8 protein-coding genes are annotated in these 11,996 nt (G+C 67.3%); 5 read left to right on the top strand and 3 right to left on the bottom strand.

All coding sequences use genetic code 11. The features are described from left to right. The first annotated feature begins 60 nt into the window (after window positions 1-60). From ACFQRC_RS02245 to ACFQRC_RS02225, 5 genes are all read left to right on the top strand, one after another. Window positions 61-1,311, top strand: a complete 1,251-nt coding sequence (locus ACFQRC_RS02245; RefSeq protein ID WP_379957316.1) for a lipoprotein-releasing ABC transporter permease subunit — start codon at window positions 61-63, stop codon at window positions 1,309-1,311. Then, window positions 1,304-1,975 carry an ABC transporter ATP-binding protein gene (locus ACFQRC_RS02240; protein ID WP_379957314.1) on the top strand — a complete coding sequence of 224 codons (672 nt, stop codon included), beginning with the start codon at window positions 1,304-1,306 and terminating at the stop codon, window positions 1,973-1,975. The genes ACFQRC_RS02245 and ACFQRC_RS02240 overlap by 8 nt, the downstream gene beginning before the upstream one ends. 32 nt (window positions 1,976-2,007) lie before the next feature. After that, complete coding sequence (locus ACFQRC_RS02235) at window positions 2,008-2,928, top strand: lysozyme inhibitor LprI family protein (RefSeq protein WP_379957312.1); 921 nt, start codon at window positions 2,008-2,010, stop codon at window positions 2,926-2,928. Between the two features lie 70 nt (window positions 2,929-2,998). After that, window positions 2,999-6,589: a DNA polymerase III subunit alpha gene (gene dnaE / locus ACFQRC_RS02230; RefSeq protein ID WP_379957310.1), complete on the top strand. Its 3,591-nt coding sequence runs from the start codon at window positions 2,999-3,001 to the stop codon at window positions 6,587-6,589. A 98-nt stretch (window positions 6,590-6,687) separates the two neighbouring features. Next, window positions 6,688-8,271, top strand: a complete 1,584-nt coding sequence (locus tag ACFQRC_RS02225; protein ID WP_379957308.1) for a long-chain fatty acid--CoA ligase — start codon at window positions 6,688-6,690, stop codon at window positions 8,269-8,271. Between the two features lie 104 nt (window positions 8,272-8,375). Here the strand turns inward: ACFQRC_RS02225 and ACFQRC_RS02220 are convergent, their stop codons facing one another. From ACFQRC_RS02220 to ACFQRC_RS02210, 3 genes are read right to left on the bottom strand one after another with little or no spacing between them, the layout of a single operon-like run. Further along, window positions 8,376-9,452: a PA0069 family radical SAM protein gene (locus tag ACFQRC_RS02220; protein ID WP_379957306.1), complete on the bottom strand. Its 1,077-nt coding sequence runs from the start codon at window positions 9,450-9,452 to the stop codon at window positions 8,376-8,378. 43 nt (window positions 9,453-9,495) lie between these two features. Then, window positions 9,496-11,268, bottom strand: a complete 1,773-nt coding sequence (locus ACFQRC_RS02215; protein WP_379957304.1) for a lytic transglycosylase domain-containing protein — start codon at window positions 11,266-11,268, stop codon at window positions 9,496-9,498. Continuing rightward, window positions 11,265-11,984, bottom strand: coding sequence for a uracil-DNA glycosylase (locus ACFQRC_RS02210; RefSeq protein WP_379957302.1), 720 nt, complete (start codon window positions 11,982-11,984; stop codon window positions 11,265-11,267). The genes ACFQRC_RS02215 and ACFQRC_RS02210 overlap by 4 nt, the downstream gene beginning before the upstream one ends. Window positions 11,985-11,996: the final 12 nt, after the last annotated feature.

The following is an 11,996-nucleotide window of genomic DNA, read 5'->3' as shown; positions in this document are numbered from 1 at the left end:
AAGAGATCCCAGCTTTCGCTGGGATGACGAGGGCCGGGGTAACGCGTTGGGGGGCGCGTCATGATCCTCACCCGCTACGAGCGCATGATCGCCAAGCGCTATCTGCTGCCGGGCAAGGGCGAGGGCTTCATCTTCCTCGTCGCCTCGATCAGCCTGTTCGCGGTCATGCTCGGCGTCGCCGCGCTCATCATCGTGATGAGCGTGATGAACGGCTTTCGCGACGAGCTGTTCAGCAAGGTGGTCGGCCTCAACGGCCACGCCGTGGTCCAGGGCTATGGCGGCCGGCTGCCCGGCTGGCGCGAGATCGCCGAACAGGCGAAGGCGACGCCCGGAGTCACCGCGGCCGTGCCCCTCATCGAGCAGCCTTTGATGGCGAGCTATGACGGGCGGGTCGAGGGCGTGCTGGTGCGCGGAATGCGGCGCGCGGACATTCTCGAAAACCCGATCCTTCGCGGCAACGAAGTCGCCGGCTCGCTCCAGGCGCTTCGTCCGGGCTCGCAAAACGTGGCTATCGGCATTCGCCTCGCCGAATCGCTGGGCGCGACCGTCGGCGGCCAGATCAGCCTGATCAGCCCGCAGGGGCGTACGACGCCCTTCGGCACCGTTCCGCGCATCGTCTCCTACAACGTCGCCGCCATCTTCGAGGTCGGCGTCTACGATTACGACAAGGCGTTCGTGGTCATGCCGATCGAGGATGCCCAGACCCTGCTCATGCTCGGCGACGCCGTCGGCATGGTCGAGATCGAGACGGTGGACGCCGACCGGGTCGGGGAGATACTCGCCCCGCTCGCCGCGGCGGTCGCCGGGCAGGCGGTGCTTTCGGACTGGCGTTCCATGAACCAGGCCCTGTTCGAGGCCCTGTCGGTGGAGCGGGTGGCGATGTTCGTCATCCTGTCGCTCATCATCCTGGTGGCCGTGTTCAACATCCTCTCGTCGCTCATCATGCTGGTCCGCGCCAAGACGCGGGACATAGCGATTCTGCGTACCATGGGCGCGTCGCGCCGCAGCCTGCTCAAGATATTCATGACGGTGGGCACGATCATCGGCGGCCTCGGCACCGTCGCCGGGCTGGTCCTGGGGGCGATCGCTCTCTATTTCCGCCAGCCGGTGGTGAACTTCGTCCAGATCGTCACCGGACAGGATTTGTGGGATCCCTCGATCCGGTTCCTGACCGAACTCCCCTCCAAGACCGATCCCTTCGAAGTCGTCGCGGTGACGGCGATGGCGCTGGGCTTCAGCTTCCTCGCTACCCTCTATCCGGCCTACAAGGCGGCGAGCACCGACCCGGTGCAGGTGCTGCGCTATGAGTGACATCCTCCAGGTCACCGGACTGAAGCGCAGCTTCCAGCAGGGCGGCGTCACCATCCATGTGCTGCGCGGCGTCGATCTCATTGTCGGACGGGGCGAGATTGTCGCTTTGCTCGGCCCTTCCGGTTCGGGCAAATCCACTTTGCTCCAGGCCGTCGGCCTTCTCGAAGGGGGGTTCGAGGGCTCGATCCGGATCGGCGGCGAGGAAGCGGCGCAACTCGGCAGCGACGGACGCACCCGCATCCGCCGCGACGCTTTGGGCTTCGTTTATCAGTTCCACCATTTGCTGCCCGATTTCAACGCCGCGGAGAATGTCATCCTTCCGCAGCTCATCCACGGCGCGGAGACGGCGGATGCGCGCGAGCGGGCGGAATCGCTGCTGACGTCGCTGGGCCTGGGCGAGCGGCTGAGCCATCGGCCGAGCAAGCTTTCGGGCGGCGAGCAGCAGCGCGTCGCCGTGGCCCGCGCGCTCGCCAACCGCCCGTCGCTGGTGCTGGCGGACGAGCCGACCGGCAATCTCGACGAAGCCACCGCCGACGTGGTGTTCATGGAATTCGTCAAGCTGGTCCGCGATGAAGGCTCCGCCGCGCTCGTCGCCACGCATAACGAACGCATCGCCGCAAAGATGGACCGCGTCGTGCGTTTGCACGATGGCGTGCTGGAATAGGATAGCCGCTTCTGCCGGTTGTGAGGCGAAGGATGATCGACAAACGCAAGCTGGTAATAGCCCTGACCGCCCTGGTGCTCGCGATTGCCGCGGGCTTCGGCCTGAGCTTCGTCACCATGGGCGGCGCCCCGGAGGCCAAGACCGAAGCGGAGATAATTGTCGAACGCGAGGAGGCGATCCAGGACGCCTGTGCGTCAAGCGACACCTTCCAAGGCCTGAAGAAACTTGTTTTCGATCAGGCGGCCCGCATTCGGACGGGTGAGCGCGTCAATTTCGATGTGCTGGCGGCGACCGCCATTCCGCGCATGGAAAATCCGGTGGCGACCAGCCGCGACGAGGCGCTGGACGTCACCGCCTGTACCGGCCGTTTCATCCTCGAACTGCCACCCGGCGCGGAACGCGCGTTCGGCGGCGAGAGACGGCTGGTCGCGGACGTCAGCTACGAGGTGCAGCCCGCCGCGGACGGCAGCGGACCGGTCTACCGCATGACGGGCGAAGAGGCGATCGTCTCCCAACTCGCCGCCTTCGAGCTCGAGGGCGAGCCGTTGCAGCTTCCGCAGGACGTGCTCGACGCCGCGACGGTCGAGGATGACGGGTCGATCGCGGTGGAGCCCGGCTTCGATCCGCCCGCCTTTCCGGCCGAACCAGCGCCGCGCGACCCTCGCGTCCCGGCGGGCAACTGGTCCAACCCCAGCTTCGACTGCCGCGATGCCCGGACCCGCAGCGAGATCATGGTCTGCGGCAGCGAGCGGCTCGCCAGGCGGGATCGCAGGATGGCCGAGGATTTCGATTCCGCGATGGCCGCCGCCGGTCCGCGGACGCGTCAGGCCCTGATCGTCACGCGCGACAATTTCCTCGCCTATCGCGAGCGCTGCCGAAGCAATGCCTGCATCGAGGAAGCCTATGAGGATCGCCGGGACGAAATCAGGGACATCATGCGCGATTCCGACTGACGACCCGAATCCTGTGGAAAACTGCGCGCGCTCTGTTCCCTAACCGGCTCCGACTGCCCATAGTGAGGGCATGGCAGCCCCGTACGTCCCTTTGCGTATCTTCTCCTGCTACACGATGCTGGAAGGCGCGATCGAGCCCAAGGCGATCGCGAAACAGGCCAGGAGGCTCGATTTCCCCGCTGCGGCGCTCACGGATCGCAACGGTCTCTACGCGGCCATGGCGTTCACCGACGCTTGCATGGAGACGGGCGTCCAGCCGATCGTCGGCACGATGCTGGGCATCGCCCGGCCGGGAGGCGCGGAAGGCAAGCCGCCCGTCATCGACTGGCTGGCGCTCTATGCCCAGGACGAGACGGGCTACCAGAATCTGTGCGCGCTGGTTTCGGCGGCGCATCTCGACCGCCCGGCCGACGAGGACGCGCATGTCGGCTTCGCGGCGTTGGAGGGCCGAACCGGCAAGCTGATCGCGCTCACCGCGGGCGGCGAGGGCGCGCTCGCGCGGCTGCTGGCCGAAGAGCAGGCGGACGCGGCCGCCGTCTATCTCGACCGCCTGGAGAAGCTCTTTCCCGAACGCCTCTATATCGAGCTCTGCCGGCGCGGAATGGAGGTCGAGCAGCGCGCCGAGGCGGCTTTGGTCGATCTGGCTTACGTTCGCGATCTGCCGCTGGTCGCGACCAACCCCGCCTGCTTTACCGACACGGCCTTCCACAAGGCGCATGACGCGATGCTGTGCATCGCCCAGTCGAGCCAGATCGACCGCGACGACCGTGTCAAATCGTCCCCCGAGGCCTGGATCAAGCCGGCGGCGGATATGCGCAAGCTGTTCGAAGACCTGCCGGAGGCCATCGAAAACACGTCGGTCATCGCCCGCCGCTGCGCCGTCGGAGCGCCCAAGCGCAAGCCGATCCTGCCCAGTCTCGCCGGCGACATCGACGCCGAGGCCGAGCAACTCCGCCGCGACGCCCGGGCGGGGCTCGTGGCGCGATTGGAGCGTATGGGAGCGAACCTGGCCCCCTCCACCGCCGGCCCTGAGCCTGTCGAAGGGCTGTCCTCCTCTTTGACCCGATCGAACGAGGAAGGGCAGGGCTTCGACAAGCTCAGCCTGAACGGAATTGGGGATGTACCTCCCGAGTATCGCGTCTATTTCGACCGCCTCGATTTCGAGGTGGACGTCATCGTCCGCATGGGCTTTCCCGGTTACTTCCTGATCGTCGCCGACTTCATCAAATGGGCGAAGGAGAACGACATTCCGGTGGGGCCGGGGCGCGGCTCCGGCGCCGGCTCGGTGGTCGCCTGGTCGCTCACCATCACCGATCTCGACCCGATCCGGCTCGGCCTGCTGTTCGAGCGCTTCCTCAACCCCGAGCGCGTGTCGATGCCCGACTTCGACATCGACTTTTGCGAAACCCGGCGCGGCGAAGTCATCCGCTACGTCCAGCAGCGCTACGGCGCCGACAAGGTCGCGCAGATCATCACCTTCGGGAAATTGAAGGCGCGGGCGGTGCTGAAGGATACGGGCCGGGTGCTGCAGATGTCGTACGGCCAGGTCGACCGGCTCGCCAAGGCGATCCCCAACCACCCGACCGACCCGTGGACCCTGGAGCGGGCGCTGAACGGCGTCACCGAATTGGCCGCCGAATATAAGAACGATGCGCAGGTGCGGCGCCTGTTCGATCTCGCGATGAAGCTCGAAGGACTGCCGCGCCACAGCTCCACCCACGCCGCCGGCGTCGTCATCGGCGACCGCCGGCTCGACCAATTGGTGCCGCTCTACCGCGATCCGCGCTCCGACATGCCGGTCACCCAGTTCGACATGAAATATGTCGAGGCGGCGGGGCTGGTGAAGTTCGATTTCCTCGGACTGAAGACGCTCTCGGTGCTGCAGAAGGCCGCGCGGATGCTGGCCGCGCGTGGCATCCAGGTCGATCTCGATCGCCTCGCGTGGGACGATCCCGAAGTCTACAAATTGCTCCAGCGCGGCGAGACCGTCGGCGTGTTCCAGCTGGAATCGGAAGGCATGCGCCGGACGCTGGCGGCGGTGAAGCCGACCAGCTTCGAGGATATCATCGCGCTGGTCTCGCTCTACCGGCCGGGGCCGATGGACAATATCCCGATGTTCGGCGCCCGCAAGAACGGCCGCGAGCCGATCGCCTATCCGCATCCGCTGCTGGAAGAGGTGCTGAAAGAGACATACGGCATCTTCGTCTATCAGGAGCAGGTGATGCAGGCGGCGCAGGTGCTCGCCGGCTACAGCCTCGGCGAGGCCGATCTGCTCCGCCGCGCGATGGGCAAGAAGATCCAGGCCGAGATGGATGCCCAGAGGGACCGTTTCGTCACCGGCTGCGCGGCCAACGCCATCGCGCCGGCCAAAGCCAACGAATTGTTCGACTTGATCGACAAATTCGCCGGCTACGGCTTCAACAAGAGCCACGCGGCGGCCTATGCGCTCGTCGCCTACCAGACGGCGTGGCTGAAGGCGCACCACCCGGTCGAATTCTACGCGGCGTCGATGTGCTTCGACATGGCGCAGACCGACAAGCTCGCCATCTTCACCGACGACATGCGCCGGCTGGAGGTCGAATGCCTGCCGCCTTCCGTCAACGCCAGCGAAGCTGAATTCTCGGTCGAGCCGGTTGGTGAGGGCTATGCCGTGCGCTATGCGCTCGCGGCCCTCAAGGGGGTCGGCGAGAAGGCGATGGAGCAACTGGTCGAGGAGCGCGGCGCCAACGGGCCGTTCAAGTCGCTCGACGATTTCGCCGATCGCGTCGACCCGCGCCTGCTCAATCGACGGCAGATAGAAAGCCTTGCCGGCGGCGGCGCTTTCGATGGCGTGACGCCCAATCGGGCGGCGGTGCACGCGGCGGCCGAAACGATCCTCGCCCACGCCGCCAGCGCCGCCGATGCGCGCACCAGCGGGCAGGGCGGGTTGTTCGGCGAGGGCGAGGCGAACGTCGTGCCCATCCGCATGCCGGCGACCGCGCTCTGGTCGATGGCGGAACGGATGGCGCAGGAGAAAGAGAGCTTCGGCTTCTATTTCTCCGCCCATCCGGTCGACCGCTACCGCCACCTCGCGATCGCGAACGGGGCGCGGAGCTTCGCGGAGCTTGGCGCGATGCCCGCGTCGCCCGATGGCGGCCGCTCCGGCGCGGTGATGGCCGGCCTCGTCGAGGAAGCGCGCTGGCGGACCTCCGCGCGCGGACGCCGCTATTTGATGGCGACGATGTCCGACGCTTCGGGCCAGTTCGCGGCGACGGTCTTCGACGACATGGTCGCCGCCCAGGTGGAGGATGCCGCCAAGGCCGGCGGCTGCGCGCTGCTCGGCGTCGAGCTGGACCGGCGACCGGGCGAGGAAGCGCCGCGCGTGACGATCCGCAGCGTCCAGTCCTTCGAAGCCCTGTCCAAACGCACGCGCCTCCAGATGGAAGTCGAGATAGAGGGCGCGGACACGCTCCGCCGTCTCGCCAACCTGCTCGCCGACGAACGCGGCGGAAATGGCGTGCTTCGCCTGCGGGCGACGTTGGAAGGCGGGGAGGCCGACCTCATCCTCGGCCGCGATTTCCTGCTCGACGCCGAGACCGCCGCCCGCGTGGAGCGCCTGGACGGAGTCACCGCCGTTCGCCTCTCGGCCGCCGAACCGCCCAGGCTCGCGCTGGTTTCCTGATCGTCATCCCGGCGGAAGCCGGCATCTCATTTCTTTTTCCTCTCGACTCGAAGGCAAAGAGATTCCAGCTTTCGCCGGAATGACGGCGGGAGGGTGGGATGCTCGGTGGAATGCAGGATTGGCCGCTCCGGATCATGCGGCTGCTCGATCACGCCGAGCAAGAGCATGGCACGCGTGAGATCGTTTCGCGCTATGCGGCCGGCGATGTCGTTCGCACCGATTGGATCGGCATAGCCCGCGACGCCCGCAGGCTGGCCAATGCGCTGGAACGGCTCGGCATCGAACGCGGAGACCGGATCGCGACCCTGGCGATGAACCATGGCCGCCACCTCGCCTGTTGGTATGGCGCGATCGGCGTGGGCGGCGTCCTCCACACCATCAACCCGCGCCTGTTCGACGATCAGCTCGTCTACATCGCCAACCATGCCGAGGACCGCATCCTCTTCTACGACGCCGCCTTCGCTTCCATCGTCGAGCGGCTGAAGCCGCGGTTCGAGACGATCGAGCATTATGTCTGCTTCGATGACGGCGCATTCGAGCATATGATCGCCGCAGAGAGCGACGCCTATAGCTGGGTCGAAGGCGACGAGCGCGAGCCGGCGATGCTCTGCTACACCAGTGGCACGACCGGCAATCCGAAGGGCGTGCTCTACGAGCATCGCTCGACCGTCATCCACGCCATGGCCGAGGTGCAGCCCAATGTGCTCGGCGTCTGCGCCCGTTCGGTCGCGATGCCGATCGTGCCGATGTTCCACGCGGCAGCGTGGGGGCTGCCTTTCGCGGCTCCGATCGCCGGGTGCAAGCTCGTCTGCACCGCCGATTATGCGCCCAAGGCGATCTGCGACCTGATGCACGAGGAAGGCGTCACCCACACCGCCGCCGTGCCGACTGTGTGGCTGGGCCTGATGCACTATGTCGATGAGACCGGCTCCGATCTCGGCGATCTGAAGGCGGTGACGATCGGCGGCTCGGCCGCGCCCCGGGCGATGGTCGAGTTCTTCGAGAAGCGCGGCGTCGCGGTCGCCCATGCCTGGGGCATGACGGAAATGTCACCGATCGGCACGGTCGGCGCCCGGCCGCACGATTGGGACACGCTCGATTTCGACCAGCAGATCGACCTCATCTGCAAGCAGGGGCGGGTGCCGTTCGGGGTCGAGATGCGGATCGTCGACGACGAGGGGCAGGTGCTGCCGCGCGACGGCGCGACTTCCGGCCGGCTGCAGGTGCGCGGCCCCTGGGTCATCAAGCAATATTTCAAGGAGGAGCAGCCGGCGATCGACGCCGACGGCTGGTTCGACACCGGCGACGTCGCCATCCTCCACCCCGACGGCGTGATGCAGATCACCGACCGATCGAAGGACGTCATCAAGTCCGGCGGCGAATGGATCAGCTCGATCGAGCTCGAGAATGCCGCCGTGGGTTGCCCCGGCGTCGCCGAAGCGGCGGCGGTGGGCGTGCATCATCCGAAGTGGGACGAAAGGCCGCTGCTGCTGGTGGTGCGCAAGGAAGGATCGAACGTGACGCCGCAGGAAATCATCGCGCATCTGTCGAGCCAGGTGGCCCGATGGTGGCTGCCGGACGAGATCGTCTTTGTCGAAAGCCTTCCGCATACGGCAACGGGAAAGCTGCTCAAGACCGCGCTTCGGGACCAGTATAAGGACTATAAGCTGGCAGCGGCTTAGGTACGTCGCCCCAGCGAAGGCTGGGGCCCCAGCGGGAGTTCGCACCGCATATCCGCCCGTGACTGTTCTCCCTGGGATCCCAGCCTTCGCTGGGATGACGGGTCCTACAATAACCGCAACTGCGCCCCCTGCGGCGGCTCGAACAGATCGGCGCGGAGCTTCATCTTGTCCTGGTTGAGGCCGTGCTTCCTGACCGCGATCTGGAAGCGTGTGCGCAATAGCTCCGCCCAAGGCCCCGAGCCGCGCATCCGCGAGAACCAGTTCGGGTCGTTGTCCTTTCCGCCGCGCATCGACCGGATGATGCTCATGACCTTCTCCACCCGATCCGGATAATGTTCGTCCAGCCACGCCCGGAACAACGGCGCGACCTCGTGGGGGAGGCGTACCGGCAGGTAGAAGCAGCCCTTGGCGCCGGCCAAAGCGGCGGCCTCGACGATATGCTCCAACTCATGGTCGGTGACGGCGGGGATGACCGGGGCGATCGCCACCCAGGCGGTGACGCCCGCCTCGCTCAGCGCCTTCACCGCCGCCAGGCGTTTGCGCCCCGACGGAGCCCGAGGCTCCAGCGTGCGCGACACGTGCGGTGTCAGCGACGTGATCGAGAGGGCCACGCTCACCAATCCTTGCTCGGCCATCGGCACGAGCAGGTCCAGGTCGCGCAGCACCCGGTCGGACTTGGTGGTGATCGTCAGCGGATGCCGCGTCTCCAGCAAGACTTCGATGCACGAGCGCGTTATCCCGTAGCGCCCCTCGATCGGCTGATAGGGATCGGTGTTGGTTCCCATCGCGATCGGGCGCGGGCTGTAACCCGGGCGCGCCAATTCCTTGCGCAGCAACTCCGCCGCGTCCGGCTTGGCGAACAATTTCGATTCGAAATCGAGGCCAGGAGACAGATCGTGAAAAGCGTGGGTCGGTCGCGCGAAGCAATAGATGCAGCCATGCTCGCACCCTCGATAAGCGTTGATCGACCGGTCGAAGCCGATGTCGGGGGACGTGTTGCGGGTGATGATCGTCTTCGGCTTCTCGATCGTCACGCTGGTGCGGAGCGGCGGCGGGCCGCCGTCCAGCGCCTCGCGCGCGTCGAGCCAGTCGCCGTCGGCCTCTCGCGCCGCTAGGCCGAAGCGGGTCGGAATCCTGTTCTCGGGCGCGCCTCGGCCGTGGCGGACATCGGGACCGTGCATCCCGAATGTCTACGCCTTCAATCGGAACATAGCAAGAACGAAGCTAGTCGCTGCCGTGGGCGGCAACTGCGGAACTGGGCTGCCCCAACCGAACGGCGGTTGCGCCGGGAAGACCCGGAAAGCGCGGCCACATCCCCTGGGCAAGCGCCTCGCGGCTGGAGGATTCCTTGCCGGCCTGCTGTTCGTAGATCCAGTAATTGCGCAGCACGATCGGCACGTAGCCGCGCGTTTCCCAATAGGGAATCGATTCGATGTAGAGCAAAGGATCGCCCTCGCCGAAGCGGCGGGTGTTCCATTCGGAGATCGGGGCCGGCCCGGCATTATAGGCGGCGATGACTTTGGGCAGCAGCCCGCCGGTGCCGTGATGGCCGCGCAGATATTCGAGATAGCTCTGGCCATATTCGAGATTGGCCGCCGGATTGCTGAGCTGGTCCGGACTGAAGGCATCGCCCCGGGCGCGGGCGATGTCGCCGGCGGTGCCGGGGCGCACCTGCATCAGGCCGCGCGCTCCGGCGGGGCTGACCACGGCGGTTCGGAAGCTCGATTCCTGGAGCGCGTGGGCGAAGGCCAGCGCCTGGTCGACCCGCCAGCCGCGCGACGGCTGCCAGTCGGGCCGTGGATAGCGGGCGGCCATGTTCACGTGTGCGCCGCGCGGCGCGTTGTGCGCGAGCCAATATTGGGTGGAGGGAAGGTTGAGGTCGGCGGCGAGGTGGAGCAGCGCCTCATGCTCGTCGCGCCCGCCGATCCGCGCCTGATGCTTGATAAACTCGTCCGCGAGCGCCGTCTCGCCAATTTCGGCAAGCGCGATGGCGGCTTCGACATTGGGCTTGCGCGCGATCTTGCGCCATTCGGCGTCGCGATAATCGTGGAGGCCCGGAAAATCGGGCGCGCGGATGCCGAGCGCGCTGGCGGCGAGCAAGCCGTAGAAGGTTTCCTTGAGCCGGGCCGCGCTCCGCAGCCGCGCCTGGACCCGTTCCGGCCGCGCGCATTTCATGTCCGCGCGCGCCGCCCAATAATGGCCGGCCGCCATCAGTTCGGGATCGCCGGAGCGGGCGCCGACCGAGGCGAAGGCGTCGGCCGCGGACGCGCAATCGCCCATCCGCCAGGAGGCGAGGCCGGAGATCCAGGCGGCATGCAGCGCCCATTCGCCGCTGCCGCTCCGCGCCGTATCGGCCAGGCGCCGGGCCGTCCGGTCATTCTCGGTCAGATAATAAGACCAGGCGATGCGCTGCTGGAATTCGGTGCGCGCTCCGGGGGTGAGGGCGTGGAATTTCTCGTTCAGCAAAGCTTCGGCCGCGCCCGGCTGATCCTCGACGATCAGGGACTGGATGCGCGCTTCGATCTGCGCGGCGACGGGATCGCCTTCGACGCCCCGCGCCCGGGCCCGGCGCGGCTGGCTTCCGGCCCAGACCAGATTCTGCGCTTCGGGGAGGCGGGGCAAGGTCTCGGCGCCGCGCCTCTCCGCCAGCCGTCCGAGCTGCGCGGCCTGCGGCAATTCCGGCGCTCGCTCGAGCAAAGTCATCAACTGCGGGAGCGAAACGACGGGAGAGCCCTTGGCGAGGTAGAGTTCGGCCGTGGCCGCGGCGTGAAGCGGGCCGTTGCGCATCCCGGAGAGGCGGGCGGCGGCGCCCGCCCAGTCGCCTCGATCAAGCCCCGCGAAGACTTCGCGATAATTGCTGCGTTCCGACGCGCTGAGCACCGACGGCTCACTGCGGCGCAAATCGCTGCTGCGGCTCGGGCTGGCGTCGATGGCTATCGCCGGCGCCGCCGGAAGCGCGGCGGCCGCCGCCAGCAGCAGGGCGCGAAGCATGGTCATCGGTTCAATCCTTCGGCGAGCATTTGCAGATCGGCCCAGGCGAGCGCCTTCGCCGATGGTTGGTTGAGCAGGTAGGAGGGAGGGATGGTCACCAAAGTCGGGATGAGCCCCGCATGGGTGGCGATCTCGTGCCACCGGCCGCGCGCCTGCGCCATCGAGAGGCCGAGCAAGGCCTTGGAGACCGCGTCTCCGAAAATGAGCAGAGCCTTGGGGTCGGCCAGGCCGACATGGTGCCGCGCCAGGGTGGCGCACCTGTTGGCCGCCTCGCCGGTCAAACGGCCGTCCGGCGAGCGCAGGCAGGACAGCGAGGCGAGATAGAGCGAGGCCCGGTCGCGCCCGATCGCCGCCATCATCCGGTCGAACAGCCGTCCCGCCTCGCCGGAAAGCAATGTCCCCGACGCGCAATCCTCGCCTGCCGGCATGTCGGTCAGGATCATCAGTCCCGCCGCCGGATCGCCCGACGGGCAGATGCGCGGCGCCGCGGGTGAAGCGAAGGGGAGGGCGGCATGGTCCCTGAGCCAGGCCTGGAACAGCTCCAGCTGATCGGGGGGGGCGTCCGCCGGCGGCTGGGGTTTCATCGGAGCGGTCGGCCTGGTCTGCGGGCGCAACCAGTCGCGCGGGGCTTCGTCGACAATCACGTCGACGCCCGCATCGGCCCACCATTGCAGCGCGCTGAGCGCGGCCGCCGGGGAATATGGATGGTCTCCCCGCTCCACAGCCGCCCATAG

This window comes from Enterovirga sp. GCM10030262, from assembly GCF_042666435.1.
Classification (GTDB): Bacteria; Pseudomonadota; Alphaproteobacteria; order Sphingomonadales; family Sphingomonadaceae; genus Allosphingosinicella.
Note: the sequence above shows the minus strand (reverse complement) of the source record. Positions and strands in the feature narration are given on the sequence as shown.